This is a genomic window from Micromonospora sp. NPDC049204, from assembly GCF_040647935.1.
Classification (GTDB): Bacteria; Actinomycetota; Actinomycetes; order Mycobacteriales; family Micromonosporaceae; genus Micromonospora.
The window spans coordinates 382,796-400,549 of sequence record NZ_JBEZDC010000003.1; the positions used below are offsets into that span (position 1 = coordinate 382,796).

At 70.8% G+C, this 17,754-nt stretch carries 19 protein-coding genes; 13 read left to right on the forward strand and 6 right to left on the reverse strand.

Translation table 11 applies throughout. The features are described from left to right. The first annotated feature begins 3 nt into the window (after nt 1-3). The 7 genes from AB0A90_RS07860 to AB0A90_RS07890 all read left to right on the forward strand — a co-directional run bounded on the left by AB0A90_RS07860 (nt 4) and on the right by AB0A90_RS07890 (nt 4,708). On the forward strand, nt 4-384 hold the full coding sequence (locus tag AB0A90_RS07860) for a hypothetical protein (RefSeq protein ID WP_357243413.1): 381 nt from the start codon (nt 4-6) through the stop codon (nt 382-384). A 172-nt stretch (nt 385-556) separates the two neighbouring features. Then, nucleotides 557-1,153 (forward strand): DUF4178 domain-containing protein, encoded by a 597-nt coding sequence (locus AB0A90_RS07865; protein WP_357243416.1) that lies wholly within the window; start codon nt 557-559, stop codon nt 1,151-1,153. A gap of 90 nt (nt 1,154-1,243) precedes the next feature. After that, nucleotides 1,244-2,002, forward strand: a complete 759-nt coding sequence (locus AB0A90_RS07870) for a hypothetical protein (protein WP_357243419.1) — start codon at nt 1,244-1,246, stop codon at nt 2,000-2,002. Nucleotides 2,003-2,074: 72 nt separating this feature from the next. Beyond that, complete coding sequence (locus AB0A90_RS07875) at nt 2,075-2,743, forward strand: hypothetical protein (RefSeq protein WP_357243422.1); 669 nt, start codon at nt 2,075-2,077, stop codon at nt 2,741-2,743. A gap of 11 nt (nt 2,744-2,754) precedes the next feature. Then, entirely contained in the window at nt 2,755-3,564 is an 810-nt protein-coding gene (locus AB0A90_RS07880) for an SDR family oxidoreductase (protein WP_357243424.1), read from the forward strand. Between the two features lie 169 nt (nt 3,565-3,733). After that, a complete protein-coding gene (gene pyrE / locus AB0A90_RS07885; protein ID WP_357243427.1) occupies nt 3,734-4,273 on the forward strand; it encodes an orotate phosphoribosyltransferase in 540 nt (179 codons plus the stop codon). A gap of 57 nt (nt 4,274-4,330) precedes the next feature. After that, nucleotides 4,331-4,708, forward strand: a complete 378-nt coding sequence (locus AB0A90_RS07890) for a metalloregulator ArsR/SmtB family transcription factor (protein WP_030332125.1) — start codon at nt 4,331-4,333, stop codon at nt 4,706-4,708. Between the two features lie 173 nt (nt 4,709-4,881). Here the strand turns inward: AB0A90_RS07890 and AB0A90_RS07895 are convergent, their stop codons facing one another. After that, nucleotides 4,882-5,703 carry a DedA family protein gene (locus AB0A90_RS07895; RefSeq protein WP_357243430.1) on the reverse strand — a complete coding sequence of 274 codons (822 nt, stop codon included), beginning with the start codon at nt 5,701-5,703 and terminating at the stop codon, nt 4,882-4,884. Between the two features lie 129 nt (nt 5,704-5,832). Beyond that, the gene (locus AB0A90_RS07900) at nt 5,833-7,512 is read right to left on the reverse strand and encodes an LPXTG cell wall anchor domain-containing protein (protein WP_357243433.1); all 1,680 of its coding nucleotides are present in this window, start codon (nt 7,510-7,512) and stop codon (nt 5,833-5,835) included. A 180-nt stretch (nt 7,513-7,692) separates the two neighbouring features. Between AB0A90_RS07900 and AB0A90_RS07905 the strand changes: the two genes are divergently transcribed. Continuing rightward, on the forward strand, nt 7,693-8,172 hold the full coding sequence (locus AB0A90_RS07905) for a SigE family RNA polymerase sigma factor (protein ID WP_357243436.1): 480 nt from the start codon (nt 7,693-7,695) through the stop codon (nt 8,170-8,172). A gap of 2 nt (nt 8,173-8,174) precedes the next feature. After that, the gene (locus AB0A90_RS07910; RefSeq protein ID WP_357243440.1) at nt 8,175-9,239 is read left to right on the forward strand and encodes an LCP family protein; all 1,065 of its coding nucleotides are present in this window, start codon (nt 8,175-8,177) and stop codon (nt 9,237-9,239) included. 4 nt (nt 9,240-9,243) lie between these two features. On the opposite strand, the gene AB0A90_RS07915 is transcribed toward AB0A90_RS07910, so the two are convergent. Beyond that, nucleotides 9,244-9,456: a hypothetical protein gene (locus AB0A90_RS07915; RefSeq protein ID WP_357243443.1), complete on the reverse strand. Its 213-nt coding sequence runs from the start codon at nt 9,454-9,456 to the stop codon at nt 9,244-9,246. 125 nt (nt 9,457-9,581) lie between these two features. Here AB0A90_RS07915 and AB0A90_RS07920 point away from each other — a divergent pair, with 125 nt between their 5' ends. Together AB0A90_RS07920 and fbaA are read left to right on the forward strand one after the other, a co-directional pair. Beyond that, the gene (locus tag AB0A90_RS07920; protein ID WP_357243446.1) at nt 9,582-9,965 is read left to right on the forward strand and encodes a phage holin family protein; all 384 of its coding nucleotides are present in this window, start codon (nt 9,582-9,584) and stop codon (nt 9,963-9,965) included. Between the two features lie 136 nt (nt 9,966-10,101). Then, nucleotides 10,102-11,127: a class II fructose-bisphosphate aldolase gene (gene fbaA, locus AB0A90_RS07925; RefSeq protein ID WP_357243449.1), complete on the forward strand. Its 1,026-nt coding sequence runs from the start codon at nt 10,102-10,104 to the stop codon at nt 11,125-11,127. A 53-nt stretch (nt 11,128-11,180) separates the two neighbouring features. Here the strand turns inward: fbaA and AB0A90_RS07930 are convergent, their stop codons facing one another. Then, entirely contained in the window at nt 11,181-12,374 is a 1,194-nt protein-coding gene (locus AB0A90_RS07930) for a hypothetical protein (protein ID WP_357243452.1), read from the reverse strand. A gap of 249 nt (nt 12,375-12,623) precedes the next feature. On the opposite strand from AB0A90_RS07930, the gene AB0A90_RS07935 reads away from it, so the two are divergent. Continuing rightward, entirely contained in the window at nt 12,624-13,052 is a 429-nt protein-coding gene (locus tag AB0A90_RS07935; protein WP_357243455.1) for a DUF3151 domain-containing protein, read from the forward strand. 44 nt (nt 13,053-13,096) lie between these two features. On the opposite strand, the gene AB0A90_RS07940 is transcribed toward AB0A90_RS07935, so the two are convergent. Both AB0A90_RS07940 and AB0A90_RS07945 read right to left on the reverse strand, forming a co-directional pair. Beyond that, on the reverse strand, nt 13,097-15,145 hold the full coding sequence (locus AB0A90_RS07940; protein WP_357243458.1) for a chromosome partitioning protein: 2,049 nt from the start codon (nt 15,143-15,145) through the stop codon (nt 13,097-13,099). 93 nt (nt 15,146-15,238) lie between these two features. Further along, complete coding sequence (locus AB0A90_RS07945; RefSeq protein ID WP_357243461.1) at nt 15,239-16,252, reverse strand: diacylglycerol kinase family protein; 1,014 nt, start codon at nt 16,250-16,252, stop codon at nt 15,239-15,241. A gap of 124 nt (nt 16,253-16,376) precedes the next feature. On the opposite strand from AB0A90_RS07945, the gene AB0A90_RS07950 reads away from it, so the two are divergent. Next, entirely contained in the window at nt 16,377-17,666 is a 1,290-nt protein-coding gene (locus AB0A90_RS07950; RefSeq protein WP_357243464.1) for an adenylosuccinate synthase, read from the forward strand. The last annotated feature ends 88 nt before the right edge of the window (nt 17,667-17,754 follow it).

Here is a 17,754-nt window from a genome sequence, read left to right on the forward strand (position 1 = left end):
GGCATGTTTGGGATTGGGAAGAAGTGGGAGCGGGAGCTTGACGCGGCCGTCGACGAGTTGGTCGCGGCTGACACGCTCGCCTTTGGTGGCGTGGGGCTCGCTGGTCAGGTGCTGCCGGTGACGTTGGCGTACGAGCGGGTTTCCGCGGCCGTCGACGACCACCCCGACGAGGTCCGCCGGCAGCTCGACCGTGTGCTGGCCGACGGCACACCCGCCGGCCGGGCGTACGCGGCCACGCTGCTGGAGCGGGTCGACCCGGCGGCGGCCCGAGCGGCCTGGACCTCGCTGCGGGACGACCCGAGCGAGTTCACCACATTCGTCGGCTGTGTGATGGACCGCGAGACCCTTGGCAACTACGCCAGCCAACGGCTCGCCACATCTTGATCCATCTGCGGACACGGACGAACCACCGCCCACCCGGCCGTCCACAGTGCGATCGTGCACAACAGGCGACGCCGCGACTGCCTTCGGTAGCTGAGCTGTCGGTCACGGTACGGGTCGCACCGGAGCCGAGGATTGTTACCGTCTGCGCCGAGGTACCTGGGGAGATGGTCGGGTGGGCAGGTCAGTGACGTACCTGGTGGTGGCGCTTGCCGTACTCGCGGCGGTCGTCATCGTCGTCGCCGTGCGGACCCGGCGGTCTACCCGGCCGGGCGGGCGGTCGTCGGACGCCACGGCGGAGTCGCGGCGCGGCGACCCCCTTCGCCTGGGCCTGGGCGACCGCGTGCGGATCCGCGATCGGGAGTACGCGGTGAGCGGCACCATCCGCCTCGTCGAGGGGGACTGGAGCTGGGTGCAGCACCTCCTCGACGACGACTCCGGCACCCGCTACCGGCTCTCCGTGGAGGACGGCCCCGAACTGGAGCTGGTGCTCTGGACGGCTGAGCCGGGCGCGAGCGTCACCCCGGGTGCCCCGACCATCGACCTCGGCCGGCGGCGCTACACCTGGGCCGAGACGGGGCAGGCGCGCTACACCGCGACCGAGGAGGTCGGGCTGCCGTCGGCAGGGACGATGCGCTATCACGACTACCAGTCCGGCGGCGCGGCGCGGCTCTCCTTCGAGGCGTACGGCGAAGAGGGTTGGCGAGTGGCCCGCGGTGACCTGCTGGACCCCGCTGACCTGACGATCCTGCCCCGATCCGGCGAGCGCTGAGCCCGGGCCGGGTGGGCGTGCCGGCCCGCCACGGCATGCCGAAACGGCCGGTTGCCGATACGGTGTGGGCGATCTGAGGGAAGGAGAATCATGGTCGATTCCCAGAGCACGCCGGCCCGTCAGCGGCCATCAGTTGTGTCGATCTCCAGTTACCTGATCTACCTGTTCCTGGCGCTCCAGGTGATCACGCTGATCATCTCGCTCACCACCTTCGGCAAGACGCGTGACGCGCTCCGTGACGCGTACGCGGACAGCAGCGTCGACGGCGACCAGGTGGCCGATGTCTTCGTCGCCATCGGCATCGGCGGCGGCATCCTGCTGCTGCTGCTCGCGGTCGTGCTGGGCGTCCTGGCCCTGTTCAACAACCAGGGCCGCAACGGCGCCCGGATCACCACCTGGATCGTCGGTGGCATCCTGGTCTGCTGCGTGGGCGGTGGCCTGCTCAGCAACGCGAGCGGCGGTTTCAACACCGGTGGCGACACCGGCGACGGACCCAGCCCCGACGAGATCCAGCGCCGCCTGGACGAGGCCCTGCCCGACTGGGTCACCCCGGTCAGCCTGCTGCTCGGTGTGCTCAGCCTGATCGCGCTTGTCACCGCGCTGATCCTGCTGGCGCTTCCGAAGGCCCACCCGTTCTTCCGCAAGGCCACCGCGGCCTGGGAGCCGCCGACCCCGGGCACCAGCTACCCGGGTGCCCCGCAGACCCCGGGTCAGCCCGGCTACCCGCAGTCGTCCGGTGAGCCGGGCTACCCGTCAAGTGGCGAGCCGAGCTACCCGCCGCCGGCGAACCGGCCGGACGACACGCCGCCCGGGGATCGGCCCGGGTCAAACCCACCACCCACGAGTTGACGGCCCGGTAAGCACGACGCCGACGATCCCTCCGAGTAGGTTGCAACCCGACGCCTACCGGAGGGATTCGTCGTGTCGTACCCCGAATCGGCATCGGCCCGCCGGCCCGCCGTCGTCCTGTCGGCCGCAACCGTGCTGTGGGTGATGGCGGTGACCGCGCTCGTCTACACCGTGGTCGACCTGGTGGTGTTGGGCGGGACTGTCGACGCGTTCCGTTCCGCCGCCCGGGACACCTCGGCCAGCCCGGAGCAGATCGACGACGTGGTGACCCTGCTGCGCGCGTCCGCCGTGCTGTCGGCGGTGGTGGCGGCGCTCTCCGCGCCGGTGCTCGCCGCCCTGGCCCTCGGGTTGCTGGCGGCGCGAAACGGCGCCCGCGTGGCCACCTGGGTGGTCAGTGGGCTCGGTGTGCTCGGCGGCTGTTGCAGCGTGGCGGTGCTCATCGGTGAACGAGCCGCGCCACTGCAACTGGGTGCCGACGACCAGGCTTTCGCCGAGTTGCTGGGCCTGATCGGGGACGCCTACCCGTCCTGGTGGATCCCGCTCAACGCCGGGCTTTCCGTCGGGCAGGTGCTCGGTTACCTTGTAGTAGCCGTGCTGCTGGCCCTGCCGGCGGCGAACGCCTGGTTCGGTCACCGCCGCTCGGCCGCGCCGCCGACGCCACCATCCGCGCCACCCGCGTTCACGTCCGCCCCGTACCACCCGCCATCGGCGCCGCCCGCGCCCCCGTACCCGCCCAGGTGAGGACCGCCCCCGTGCCGCTCGACCCCACGACTGCCGAGCGTCGGGCTCTGATCACCGGGGCCACCGCCGGTATCGGCGCGGCGTTCGCCCGGCGGCTGGCCGCCGATGGTTGGCACCTGGTGCTCGTCGCCCGCGACGCGGCCCGGTTGGCCGAGGTGGCCGGCGAGTTGGGTTCCGCCCACGGCCGCGAGGTGGAGACGATCCCCGCGGATCTGTCCACCGACGACGGGTGCGCCATCGTGGAGCAACGGCTCGCCGACGGCGGTCCCGTGCACCTTCTGGTCAACAACGCCGGGATCAGCCTGAACAAATCGTTCCTGCGGTCCACCGCGGAGGACGAGGCGCGCCTGTTGCGGCTCAACGTGCACGCGGTCATGCGGCTGACCCTGGCGGCGTTGCGACCGATGACCGAACGCCGAAATGGGGCAGTGATAAATGTCTCTTCGGTTGCTGGGTTCGGTGCGGCGATGCCCGGTTCGACGTACTCGGCCAGCAAGGCGTGGGTCACCAACTTCAGCGAGTCCGTTGGCCTGTCCGCCCGGCCGTTCGGGGTCCGGGTGATGGCCCTCTGCCCCGGCTACACCCGCACGGAGTTCCACCAGCGGGCCGGCATCAACATGTCGAAGACGCCCGAGTGGCTGTGGCTGCGGGCCGAGGATGTGGTCGACGAAGCCCTGCGTGACCTGCGCAAAGGCAAGATGGTCAGTGTCCCGGCATGGAAGTACAAGGTGGCCGTCGCCGGCATGCGGCATGCGCCGCGTCGGCTGCTCCAGGCGGTCGCCCGGGACACCCGCGGCCGGATCGGTCGCGACGACCACTGAGCCCCGACCGACCCGCCGGCCTCCGGTGGCCGGTGCGGAGACGTTGGCGCGCCGCTGTCAGGACAGTCGCTGAGCGTAGTCGAACATCGCCAACCATCGGTGCCTCGCCGGGCTGGTCAGGGTGGACCCCGCACACACCGTTCAGACTTGCGCAGTAACCTCTATCGCCATGGGGGACCACGACGACCTGCGTAAATTCATTACCGACCTGGCCGTGGTCCACGGGCGGGTCGTGCTCTCCTCGGGGCGTGAGGCAGACTGGTACGTGGATCTGCGGCGCGTCACGCTCCATCACCAGGCCGCTCCTCTGGTCGGCCGGGTGTTGCTCGACCTCACCGCCGACTGGGATTACGCCGCTGTTGGCGGCCTCACCCTGGGCGCGGATCCCGTCGCGGTCTCGATGCTGCACGCCGCTGCTCCGACTGGCCGTGCCCTGGACGCCTTTGTGGTGCGCAAGGCGGGCAAGGCACACGGTCTGCAGCGGCGGATCGAGGGACCGGAGGTGGCCGGCCGCCGGGTGTTGGCGGTGGAGGATACGTCCACGACGGGCGGAAGTGTGATGACCGCTGTCGAGGCGCTTCGCGAGGCCGGGGCGGAAGTCGTGGGCGTGGCGGTTATTGTTGATCGAGGCGCCGGCGACGCGGTGCGAGCCGCCGGATTGCCTTACCGGGCGGCCTATACGTTGGCTGACCTTGGCCTTGTGGCGTAAAAGTTTACCGATTCGGATCTGCTGATATGCAGGCGGATCGATGCTGCTGGTGGAAGGATGGAATACGTGGGAACTGCGTTGGCCGAAATGACTATGCCTCAGATCTCGCCGCTTAACGGCGAGCCGATCGAACGTGCCGATGCCGAGCGTCTCGCCGGGGTCCTCAAGGCCCTTGCGGATCCTGCTCGGTTGCGGCTGCTCAGCCTGATCCAGTCGGCCCCCGAGGGCGAGGCGTGCGTCTGTGACCTGACGGCGCCGCTCGGCCTCTCTCAGCCGACGGTCAGTCATCACCTGCGTATCCTCACCGAGGCGGGCTTGCTGCAGCGGGAGAAGCGCGGTGTCTGGGCGTACTACAGCCTGGTCCCGAGTGCGATCGCGACGATCGCCGACCTGCTGACCCCGCCGCGTAAGCGGGCCACCAAGAAGGCCCGCTGACGTAGGCAGCAAACGCCGTCCCGCGCCGGGACGGCGTCCGGTGGCGAGCCAGGGGTGGCGCCATCGGTGGGTAACACCTGTGCTCGTCCCCGGCCGCACCGCCGGAGGCCGGGTCCGACATGCCGACGGCCGACCCCCGCACCAGGGGCCGGCCGTCGTCGTCGTACGTGGGCTCAGTGGTCTTGGCCGTGCTCCGGGCGGTGCCGGCCGTGCTGGTGCCGGTCGTGGTCGAACGCCTCGCGGGCTGCCTCCACCGCGCCGGCGGCGCTGGCCGCCGCGACCACCGCGACCGCCTCGCCGCGCTTGCGGGCACGCCGGTCGCGGAGGAACTCGAAGAAGATCGGCAGCACCGAGATCAGGATGATCAGGGCCACCACCGGCAGGATGTAGCGGTCGATCTTGTCACCGATGGCGTCGTAGATCTGCTCGGCCAGCAGGTAGCCGATCAGCAGGATGCCGTCCACCCAGAGCACCGCGCCGACGATGTTCCAGAGCAGGAACTTCCGGGCCGGCATGCCGAGCGCGCCCGCCACCGGGTTGAGGAACGTCCGGACGATCGGAATGAAGCGCGCCAGCACCACGGCCTTCGCCGGGCCGAACTTCTGGAAGTAGTACTCGGCCTTCTCCACGTACTCCTTCTTGAAGAGCCGGGAGTTCGGCTTCTCGAACATCGGCCGGCCGTAGCGGGAACCGAGCCAGTGCCCCAGCTGGGCGCCGACGATCGCGCAGATCGGGCCGCCGATCAGCAGGCCGGCAAGGGAAAGACGGGTGCCGTCACCGAAGATCGCGTCCGCCACCGGCGACGAGGCCACGCCGGCGAGGAACAGCAGTGAGTCGCCCGGGAAGAAGAAGCCCACCAGCAGGCCAGTTTCGGCGAAGAGGATCACCCACACACCGATCAGGCCGAAGGTCTGCAACAGATCCTTGGGATCGAGCGGGTTCAGGGCGACGCTCTCCACGAGAGCGCGGGTCTTCTCAGCTGTGTCCACGGCCACAAAGGGTACCGAAGCCCAAGGTCCCAGCCGCGCCGGACCGGCCCCGCACCACCCGCCCGCGTCGTGGAGTCCGTACGACGGTGCCCCGCCGACCGGGTGGTGGGCGGGGCACCTGTGGTGCGGAGTCGGTCAGGCGACGAAGCGGGTCCGGCGGCGCTTGGCCACCAGATAGCCACCGACGCCCGCGGCGAGCAACAACGCGCCGAGGCCGGCGATCAGTCCGGTGGACTGACCGGTGACCGGCAGGCCGCCGCCGTCACCGCTGTCGCCGCCGCCCGTGCCGCCGTTACCGCCGGCGCCCGTGCCGTTGTTGCCCGAGCCGCCGTTGCCGTTTCCACCCGTGCCGTTGTTGCTGCCGCCGCCGTTGTCGCCGCCGCCGTTCCCGTTACCGCCGCCGTTGTCGCCGCCGTCGGTGCTGGTCGGATTGATGATGATCTTGGCGGTGTCATTGCTCTTGTTCGGGTCGCCGGCCAGCACGGTAGTGATGGCACCCGTGGCGTCCGGGACGACCTTGTCGATTCGGAGCGCGAACGAGTACGAGCCCTTGAAGTCCTTGTCGTTCGGGGTCTCGAGGACCGCGCAGGCGTACTCCTTGGCGCCCGGCTCACCCCAACCCGCGTTCCACGGATCCCACTCCTTCTCCGGCGCGAATGGCACGCACTCGGAATCTGCCTCGACCACCGTCGTGTCGGCCGGGACGGAAATCCGGACCGGCAGGTCCGCGAGCTGGATACCCGGCGTGCTCTGGCCCAGATACTCGACGACGGCCGGTCCATGGTTGGTGAAGCTCGGCGCGACGGTGACCACGTCACCCTTCCTGCCGCTCGCGGACGCGCCGTTGGCGGCCAGATCCGCATGGTTGTCGCCGGTCACCCGAACGGTCCCGAGGGTGGTGCTGTTCCACTTCTCGAGGTCGGTCTGCGGCGCCCGCGCGCGCTCCGTCGACTGCTCGACCAGGCGAAGCCTGCCGCCCTTACCGGGCGCGACGTCGCCCAGGTGCCAGTCCTTGAACGCCAACTCCCAGTCGGCAATGGTCCACCAGTCCAGCAGGACCGGGAACTTGGCCCCGGTACGCGCCTCCGGTGCGACCTTGATGGGAAGGTTCCCGGAGAGCTTGTACGACCTACCCGGCTCGATCTTCGTGTCGAACGTGCAGAAGGTGGTCATCCCCCACTCGTCCGACCTGCAGTTCGAGAAGTCCCCGCCGTAGGCGGCGAGGTACTCGGCCTGGACGACGAGGACCGCACCACTGACCCGGGTCGCACCGGCGTTGCGAACGATGCCCGGCAGGCCAGCGCTGCCGCCCGGAGCGCCGCTGGCCTCGACGGTCGGGTCGCTCACCAGGTCCACGCCTTCGGCGATGCTGACGTCGGCCTTCGCCTTGGCGGTCTTGCCGCCGGCGGTGAGGCTGATCGCCAACGAGCCCTTCTGCCCTGGTTTCGCGTCGTCCTCAGCCGTGACCAGGTAGTCGAACGAGGGCGACTGGCCATCCTCGATGTCGGACTCGCAGTGCAGCTTGGTTGGCGAAACGTCGCAGGTCCAACCCCACGTCGGCTCCACCGTGGCAAAGCCGGCGACTGCGGAGAGGTCGACGTCCACCGAGGTTCGACCGAACGTCGGCTCGGACTCGCTGCCGGTCGACTGGGCGTAGAAGGAGCCGTAGGTCAGGTGGCCGGGCGCGACGAGCAGATCGTGAGTGACGATGTCGAAGGAAGCCTTGGCGGCGGCTGCCGGGGTGGCGGAGGCTGCGACGAACGCGCCTGCTACGCCCAGTCCGGCGAGCCAGCGCCGGGCGGAGTGGGTGAGCATGAGGGGGTTCCTCCAGTTGGGGGTTCAGGTGGAGCCTGCGGATTTTAAGGAGCCGTTAAGGCTGGACGCAGCCCCTCGGAACCACCTGGCCAACAAGATCATCCAAAAGGCTGACCACGCTCGCTGCAATGTTCTGCCCGTCCGCTTCCGTCATCTGCGGTAGGAGCCCCGGGAGGTGCAGTGACGTACGAGGAGTTCGCGGACACGCGGCTGGCCCCGCTACTGCGGTACGCGGTGATGCTCACCGGTGATCCGCACCAGGCTCAGGATCTGGTCCAGGAGACCATGGTCCGGGTCCAACTGAACTGGCGTCGGGTCGCCCGGGCGGACTCGCCCGAGCACTACGTGCGCCGGATGCTCACCAACCAGTACGTCGACTGGCGGCGCGGCTCCTGGGTCCGCCGGGTGCTGCTGCGCGGGGAGGCCGACGCGACGGTGCCGGTGCCCACCGACCACACGCAGACCGCTGTGGACCGGGACCAGATCTGGTCCTGGCTGTCCCGGCTGCCGCGCCGGCAGCGGGCCACCCTGGTGCTGCGCTACTACGAGGACCTACCCGACGCGGAGATCGCCGACATCCTCGGCTGTGCCGTCGGGACCGTACGTTCGTCCATCTCCCGGGCCCTGGCCACGCTCCGGGCCGAGTACGTGGAGGCGTGAACATGATTGAGGACGACCTGCGTGCCGCCTTCGGCAGGCACGAGCCGCTGACCCCGCCGACCGGCCCACTGCGGGCCGCGATCGACCGGCTGGCGGCACGTCGCCGGCAGCGTCGGCGTCGCTGGCAGGCCGGTGGCGTGGCCCTGGCCGTGCTCGGCGTACTCGGCGTCGGGGTGCCGCTGTTCACCCCGGAACGCGCCGGAACGCCGCCGACCGCCGACCTGATCGGAGCGTCGGATCGGCCATTGGCGACGGGTCCGGTGACCGTCCTGCTGCTCGGCATCGACAGTCGCACGTCGGCTCCGCCGCTGGCCGACTCGGTACTGCTGCTGCACCTCCCGGCCGACCGCAGCCGCCCGTACCTGATCTCACTGCCCCGCGACCTGAGGGTGCCGATCCCCGGTCACGACAGCGACAAACTGAACGCGGCGTTCGCGTTCGGCGCAGGCTATGGGTCGACGGACCTGGCCAAAGGCTACGAGCTGACCCGGCAGACGGTGGCGAACCTGACCGGTGTCCGCATCGACACCGGTGTGGTGTTGACGTACTCCGCTCTGCGGTCGCTGACCAACGAGGTGGGCGGGGTGCCGGTCTGCCTGCCTGAGCAGGTGCGGTCGGCCCACACCCGGCGGGTGTTCCCGGCCGCGTGTCAGCGTCTCGACGGCGCCGCCGCGGTCGACCTGCTCCGCCAGCGCTACGGGCTGCCCGAGGGCAGCCAGGACCGCGACCGCAATGCCCGGATCTTCGCCACCGCGCTGGTGCGTTCGGCCTCCGACCAGGGCCTGCTGACCAATCCGGTACGACTGGCCAAGCTGCTGAGCACCGTCGGGCCGGACCTCGCCGTGTCACCGGGTGAGGCCACCATGCTGGACCTGATGAGGCTCATCCCGACGCTGCGCTCGTTGGAACCGGTCGGGCTCAGCCTGCCGGCGAACGAGTCGACCGGGCCCAGCCACTATCTGGAGGCGGACCCGAAGCTCGCCCCGGAGTTCCTGACCGCGCTGCGCGAGGATCGGCTCGGCGACTGGGTGGGCCGCCACCCGAAGCTGGTGGACGGCGCTCGCTGAACGCTCAGCGGTAGTCGTCCTCGTCCCCGGTGACCACCCGGGCCTGCTCCATCGCGTCCCAGTCGTCGACTTCCAGGCCGCGCTGCGGCGCTCCGTCACCGTCCAGCGGGACGGCCGAGGTGGCCTGCTCGACGGCGTCCGCCGGCTCCGCCTCGGGGTTGCGCTCGTCCGGGGCGAGGTGGTCGCCGGGGGTGAAGTCCTCAACGGGCTGACCCATCGTCCCTCCCGGGGGGTCTCGGGGCACGGTTCCCACCCACCGTACGGGGTGGGCGGGCACCGCGCCCGGAAGCGGAGTAGGCGGAATCAGCCCTCGGCGACGCGACCCGGTGCCAGGATGGTGCGGTGGGCTTTCTCATCCGACTGGCGATCACCGCGGTCGCTCTGTGGATAACCACGCTGATCGTGCCCGGGGTCGACGTGCACGGCCGCTCGGGTGGCAACACCGTGCTCACCCTGATCGTGGTGGCGCTGATCTTCGGTGTGGTCAACGCGGTGCTCAAACCGATCATCCGGGTGCTCGGCTGCGTGTTCTACCTGTTGACCCTGGGCCTGTTCGCGCTTGTGGTCAACGCCCTGCTGTTCCTGCTCACCGACCGGATCGCCCGGGGGCTCGACCTGCCGTTCGAGGTGGACGGTTTCTGGGCGGCGTTCTGGGGCGCCATCGTGATGACAGTGGTCACCTGGCTGATCAGCGTCATCGTGCCGGACAACCTGGACCGCCGATGAACGGCTAGCACCCGGGTCGGTTGTTCCGGCACACCCCACCTACGGGATACTGCCGGGCGGAGGACAGCGCGGTCCGGCGCACAGGTGAACAACAGCGGCCAGCACGGCCGAGAGTGGTAAGTAAGGAGCGCATCACATGCCCATCGCTTCCCCCGAGGCCTACGCGGAGATGCTGGACCGCGCCAAGGCTGGCCGGTACGCGTACCCCGCGATCAACGTGACCTCCTCGCAGACGCTGAACGCGGCGCTCAAGGGCTTCGCCGACGCGGAGAGCGACGGCATCATCCAGGTCTCCACCGGTGGCGCCGAGTACCTTTCCGGCCCCTCGATCAAGGACATGGTCACCGGCGCGGTGGCGTTCGCCGCGTACGCGCACGAGGTGGCCAAGAAGTACTCGGTCAACATCGCCCTGCACACCGACCACTGCCCGAAGGACAAGCTGGACGGGTTCGTCCGTCCGCTGATGGCCATCTCGCAGGAGCGGGTGAAGCGCGGCGAGGAGCCGCTGTACCAGTCGCACATGTGGGACGGCTCGGCCGTGCCGGTCGCGGAGAACCTCCAGATCGCCGCCCAGCTCCTCGACGAGGCCGCCAAGGGCAAGATCGTCCTTGAGATCGAGGTCGGCGTCGTCGGTGGCGAGGAGGACGGCGTCGAGAACGCCATCAACGACAAGCTCTACACCACCACCGATGACGGCCTGGCCATGGTCGAGGCGCTCGGCCTCGGCGAGAAGGGCCGCTACATGGCGGCGCTGACCTTCGGCAACGTGCACGGCGTCTACAAGCCGGGCAACGTCAAGCTGCGTCCGGAGATCCTCAACCAGATCCAGGAGGCCGTCGGCGCCAAGTACGGCAAGGACAAGCCGCTCAGCCTGGTCTTCCACGGCGGCTCCGGCTCCCTGCTGAGCGAGATCCGTGAGGCTCTCGACTACGGCGTGGTGAAGATGAACATCGACACCGACACCCAGTACGCCTTCACCCGCCCCGTCGCGGACCACATGCTGCGCAACTACGACGGCGTGCTGAAGATCGATGGCGAGGTCGGCAACAAGAAGCAGTACGACCCGCGCGCGTGGGGCAAGGCCGCCGAGGCCGGCCTGGCCGCCCGTGTCGTCCAGGCGTGCGAGGACCTGCGCTCGACCGGCACCACGATGACCAAGTAACGACGCATCCACGAACGGCCGGCTTCCCCTCGCGGGGAGCCGGCCGTCGTCGTTCACGCGGTGAGCAGGCGGACGGCCTCGCGTACGTCGTCGGTGAGGTGGATCGTCGACGACAGGTCACCGAACGGCGACGCGGCCAGCAGTGGACGCAACAACGCCTCCACCGGCAGCTCGGTGGTCCAGTAGCCGCGGTCCAGGAAGATGTACGCGCCGCTGGCGCCGTCGGTGCCGTAGTAGGTCTTGGTGGCCGCCTGGAACACCTCCTGCACCGTGCCGGCACGCCCCGGCGCGAAGACGATCCCACCACGGGCGAGTCGCAGGATGGTGTCCTCCCGGATCGCGTTGGAGAAGTACTTGGCGATCCGCCCGGCGAACAGGTTCGCCGGCTCGTGCCCGTACAGCCAGGTCGGGATGGCCAGGCCGCCGGCCCGTGCCCAGGCGAGGTCGTCACCACGTTGCCGGGGCACGCCCGCGTAGCGCTGCCGCACCGCCAACGCCGTGGCCGTGTAGCGGTGGTGGTCGGTGAAGTCGGGGGCGTCGGCCAGCAGGTCGATCGCCTCGGTCAACTCGGTCGCCGGCCGGTCCGCCAGGTAGGCGCCGAGATTCGCCGCCTCCATCACCCCCGGACCGCCACCGGTCACCACCAGCCGGTCGGCCCGCGCCAGCTCCCAACCCAGCACGGCAGCCATCCGGTACGGCGGGCTGCCACGCCGCACCGCGTGCCCACCCATGATGCCCACCACCGACTGCGGCCCGTGTCGGGTCAGCCAGGCCCGGGTGGCGTCGGTCAACGCGTTGTCCACGCCGTGGTCGTGCAGCCGCTGACCCAGCGCCTCCTTGACGTCCGGCATCGCGCCGCCGTGCGCCCGGTAGTGGTCGTACACCCGGATGTCGTACATGCCGGTGAACCCGCCCTCGGCGAAGCCGGCGGCCAACTCCTCCGGGGTGTAGAGGTGCGACGGCTGGGTCGGGTACGGCAACCCGGAAAACGGCGGCACCACGTTCGCGCCGCGCCGGACCAGGTCGGCCCCGACGTCCCGGGAGGCGAACCGGCAGCCCACGAAGAGCGTGCCGGCGACCTCGATGCCGGTGAGATCGGGCACCGGCGCCAGGTCGAGGCGCAGGCCCTGCACGGTCAGCCCGGTCAGTCGGCCGGTGGCCAACTGACTGTCGAACTCGTCGCGGGTCTGGATCTCGTCGGCGTGCAGGTGCGGCTCGATGACGTCCGCGGGAGGTGGGGTCGGCACCCGGCCATCCTGCCCGTCCGCCGGGGGCGGGCAAACCTCGGGCCTGGGGTGCGACCGACAGGAGCCCGGTGACCGTGGCCACCGGGCTCCTGCGTTACCGGTTCCTGGGGAGGCTCCGGACCATTAGTTGTAGTGGAAAACACATGGCAGCGGCATAGGCCGCAGGCGTGACCAACTCCTCAGCCGTTCAGCCGAACGCGTCGGCCGACCCGCTCGCGTGTCGCCCTGTCCAGCGGGTTGAATGGGGCGATGCAGAACCTTTTGCCAGAGCCACCGGCCACCCGCCTGCCCGCGAACGACGAGGCCGACGCCGCCCTGGCTGCCGCCGAGGAGGCCGGCACCGAGGAGGCGCTCGCCACCGTGGCGGCCGGCTTCCCCACCTACAGCGCGGCCTGGGCGGAGCTCGCCGCCCGGTCGTTCGCACAGGACCAGGTGGTGACGGCGTACGCGTACGCGCGCACCGGCTACCACCGTGGCCTCGACCAGCTGCGCCGCAGCGGGTGGAAGGGGCACGGCCCGGTGCCGTGGTCACACGAGCCCAACCGGGGCTTCCTCCGCTGCCTCTACGTGCTGTCCCGAGCCGCGGACGAGATCGGCGAGGCCGACGAGGCGGCCCGCTGCGCCCAGTTCCTGCGTGACTGCGACCCGGAAGCGGCGGACGCGCTCGCGAGCACCTGACCCGATCCGACGGCCGGCCCGACATCGGGCCGGCCGTCGGCGGTTCACAGCCCTTCGGCGACCGAGGCGGCGATCTTCAACCAGGCGTCCCGGGTGGCCGCGGAGAGCCCGCCGTACCGGATCGGCTCACCCGTGTCGATGAGCCGCTCGTACGGGGCCAGCAGCACCGCCCGGGTGCGGGCCGCGAAGTGCTCCTGGATGGCCGGCAGGTCGATCTCCTTGCGGGACGGTGGCATCGACACCACGGTCACGGCCTGGCGGACCAGCCGCTGCCGGCCGCTCTGCTCCAGGTGGTCGAGCATCCGGGCGGCCGTCTCCGCCGAGTCGTTACGGGCCGACATGGTGACCACCAACTGGTCGGTGGCGTCCATCGACGCCTGCCAGTTCTGCGCCCGCACGTTGTTGCCGGTGTCCACAAAGATCAACTTGTAGAACCGGCTGACCACCTCGCGGATCTCGGCGAACGCGGCAGCGGTCAGCATCTCGCCGCCGGTGGCCGACTCGTCCGAGGCCAGCACGTCGAACATGCCCTCGCCCTGCGAGCGGACGTACTGCGACAGGTCACCGACCCGCCCGTGCGCGCCCTGGAACTGCCCGAGATCCCGCAGCATGTCCCGCACGGTGCGAGAGTGGAAGTCCTGCTGGGCCCGCATCCCCAGGGTGCCCTGGGTCTCGTTGTTGTCCCAGGCCAGCACGTAGCCACCGCGCTTCTGACCGAACGTCATGGCGAGCAGCAGGATGGCCACCGTCTTACCGGCGCCGCCCTTCGGGTTGACCACGGTCACCTGCCGCAGCCCGCCGAAGTTGCGGCGCACCATCTCGATGTCCCGCTTCAGCTCCTGCTCGTGCCGTCCGGGAGAGAGCCGGAGCAGCCCCATCTTGTTGACCACCGCGCGGACACCCATCGTCGCCATCGGGTCGGCGGGCCGGACCTGTCGGCGTCGGCTGAAGTCCTCGGCGGTCGGTACCGCGGTGTCCTCCGACGCCCAGCTCGCGTCCGGGTACGCGGCCGCGTCCGGGTACCCGGTGCCGGGCATCCGGGTCACGCCGTCGGCCTCCGGATAGGGCTGCCCGGGCTGGACGCCTGGCGCGCCCTGTTGCCACGGCGGTGGGTACCAACCCGGAGACGGCGGATACGGCCCGGGCGGTGGGGCCACCGGTCCGCCCTGCTGCGGCGGGTTGCCGAACTGCGTCAGGTCCGGCGGCGGCGGGATGTACCCGGGACCGGCCTGACCGGGGATCACCGGCGGGGCCGGGTACGCCGGACCGGGACCGGGGTGCGGCGGCTGCGGTACGGGCGGCGCGGGAGGCGGCGGCGGCGCCGTGGCGTCGTGGGACGCGGGGCGTTGCGGCGGATAGGCCCAGGGTGACTCGGTGGGTCGTCCCACCCCGCCAACGGATCCGTCGCCGCCGGCCCCGTCGACCTCGGGTGCCGGCCCTGCCGCTGCGGGTCCGGCCGCTGGCGGGTCGGCCGAGGTTCGGGTTGTGCCGTTCGGGCGGTCGGTGGGCGTCGGGGCCGCGGTGGAGTGATCCAGGGTGAACGGCAGGTTCAGGTCGACGCCTCCCGGGGGGATCGGCGGTGCGACCGGCGGCTGCGCCCTCCCGGCCGCGCCGGGGGCGCTCGGTTCGGGCGTGCCGGGTGCCACTGGCGTGCCCGGTCCCGCCGGCGTGCCCGGGTTCGGTGGAAGGCCCGGGACCGGCGGTGCCGCCGAGTCAGCCGGCGGCGGCCAACCCGGCTGCGGCGGCGCCCAGCCGGACGTGGCGGCGTTCGGGCCGCCGGCGCCCCAACCGCCGGGCGCCGGAACGGCACCGGAGAGCGACGGGTAGTCGGACGGCGAAGGCGGCGGCTGGGCCGGGGCCCCGGGCTGCCCGGGCACCGGCGGCCGGCTGAACGGCGGCACGTCCACCGGCGGCGTCACCGGCCCCGGCGCGCCCGGCTGTTGGGCGCCCGGCTGTTGGGCGCCCGCCGCCCACGGCGGCACCGCGTTACCCGTGCCGCGGTCGGCCGGATCCGGTGGCCAGAGTGGTTCGATGTCTCGCTCCGGCACCGGCTGCTGGCCGTGCACCTGCGCCCGGTCGGCATTCTCGTCCATTACGGCCCCTCCCAGTCCTCCTGCGAGGATAGGCCCATCCACCCAGGCGGGGCCGTCGGCGCAGCCGCGCCGCCGCTCGGCGCGACCGCAGGGTCAGATCGACCAGACCGCCCAGGCACCCGGCTCGATCCACCAGGAACGCTTTCGGGTCAGCTCAGCCTCGACACCGTCGTCGAGATAGGGGATCTTCCCCTCCCGGGGCAGCACCGAAACGGCCCGTCCACGGGCTCGCCGCACCTCCAGGCGGACCCGTTTACGGCCCAACGCCGAGCGGATGACCACCGGCACGGCCACCGCGACCTCGATCTGGCCGTCGGTCGGGTCCGGCGCGGTCAGCAGCACGACGTCGTCGAGCGTCGCGTACCCGCCGGCGTTGCCGACCACGCAGGCCAGCAGCGGTTCGTCGCCGTTGGTGAGGACGGTGTCGTCCACCTCCACCCGGGCCCGCCAGTGCATCGGCCGTCCGTCGTCGTCGGCGGCGCCGAGCAACGCGCCGTCCAGGGTCACCGAGCCACCGTCGTTGCGCAGCAGATCGAGTCGGCGCGCCGTGCCATCCACCACCGCCTCGGCCACCGCCGCCGGGTCGCGCGGCAGCCCGAGCTGCGCGGCCAGGTCCTGGTGGGTGCCGCCACGGGCCGGATCAAGCGGGAGTACTGCCACCGGCGGCAGGTCGGGCAGGGTCCGGTTGCCGGGCAGATCCGCCGGTCTTCTGCTCGGCGCCGGCGCGTACCGCCGGACCAGTCGGCGCAGCACGGCGCGCAACTGCCCGTCGCTCGCCGTGGCGACGACCAGCCGGGTCTTGCCGTCCAGGTCGGGCCAGGTGAGACCGTCCGGGCGGGCCGGACCGTCGAGCCGGGCCAACACCGCGTCGATCTCCGCGTCGGAGCGGGCGGTGACCATCTCCACCCGGGCACCCCTGGCGATCAGCGCGTCCGAGCAGGCCAGCACCGGCACCCGGGGCCGCTCGGTGGCGCACTGCTCGCTGTCGGTCTGCTTCGTCGGGTCGGTTGCGGACTCGGTCGCGCCGCCGCAGCAGGCCCCACCGCTGCCACAGCCCCCGGGAGCGTCCCGCTCCGAACCGAGGGTGAGCAGCACCACGTCGTACACGGAAGGAGCCTCCTGCCTCTCGACGCGACCCCTGCCGGCCACGCCGTCACTACTTGTTAACCTGACACCCCGGGCTCGCCGAGCGGTCGCCACCTGGCACCCGAGCCTTCTGGAGGCGGAAAAGATGCCAGCGATCGTGCTCATCGGCGCTCAGTGGGGCGACGAGGGCAAGGGCAAGGTTACCGACCTGCTGGGTGAGCGGGTCGACTACGTCGTGCGCTACTCCGGCGGCAACAACGCCGGGCACACGGTGATCACCCCGGACGGCCAGAAATACGCGCTGCACCTGATGCCGTCCGGCGCGCTCTCACCGAACGCGATGATCGTCATCGGCAACGGTGTGGTGGTCGATCCGAAGGTGCTGCTCGCCGAGATCGACGGCCTGGCCGAGCGCGGCGTCGACGTTTCCCGGCTGCGGATCTCCGGTGACGCGCACCTGATCATGCCGCACCACCGGGCACTGGACCGGGTGATCGAGCGCTACCTCGGCTCGTCGCGCATCGGCACCACCGGCCGGGGCATCGGCCCGGCGTACGGCGACAAGGTCGCCCGGATCGGCATCCGGCTGCAGGACCTGCTCGACCCGGGCATCCTGCGCAAGAAGCTGGAACTAGCCCTGCGTGAGAAGAACCAGATCCTGTTCAAGGTCTACAACCGCAAGGCGATCGACCTCGAGGCGACCGTCGAGGAGTACCTGGCGTACGCCGAGCGGCTCAAGCCGTACATCGCGGAGACCCGGGCGATGCTCTGGGACGCCCTGGACCGCGGCGACACGGTGCTCCTGGAGGGTGCGCAGGCCACCATGCTCGACATGGATCACGGCACGTACCCCTTCGTGACCTCGTCGAACCCGACCGCCGGTGGTGCCTGCGTGGGTGCCGGCATCCCGCCCACCGCGATCAACAAGGTGATCGCGGTGAGCAAGGCGTACACCACCCGGGTGGGCGCGGGGCCGTTCCCGACCGAGTTGTTCGACGCCAACGGCGATCACCTGCGCAAGATCGGTGCGGAGTACGGCACGACCACCGGGCGGGAGCGCCGGTGCGGGTGGTTCGACGCGGTCGTCGCCCGGTACGCCTGCCGCCTCAACGGTGTAACCGACCTGGTCATCACCAAGCTGGACGTGCTCACCGGCCTGCCCAAGGTGCCGCTCTGCGTCGGCTACGAGATCAACGGCGTCCGGGTCGACGACATGCCGATGAGCCAGACGGACTTCCACCACGCCACGCCCGTCTACGAGGAGTTCGACGGCTGGTGGGAGGACATCACCAAGGCCCGCACCATCGACGACCTCCCGGAGAACGCCCGCCGCTACATCGCGAGGGTCGAAGAACTCTGCAACACGAGGGTGAGCGTCGTAGGCGTAGGCCCAGGCCGAGAAGAAAACGTAGTCCTCCACCCCCTCCTCCCCTAACCCAACCCACCACCCACCCCACCCCCCCCTGGCGCCGGTGATCAAGAAGTTTCCGTCAGTATTCGGCGCGGAATTGACGCAAACCTCT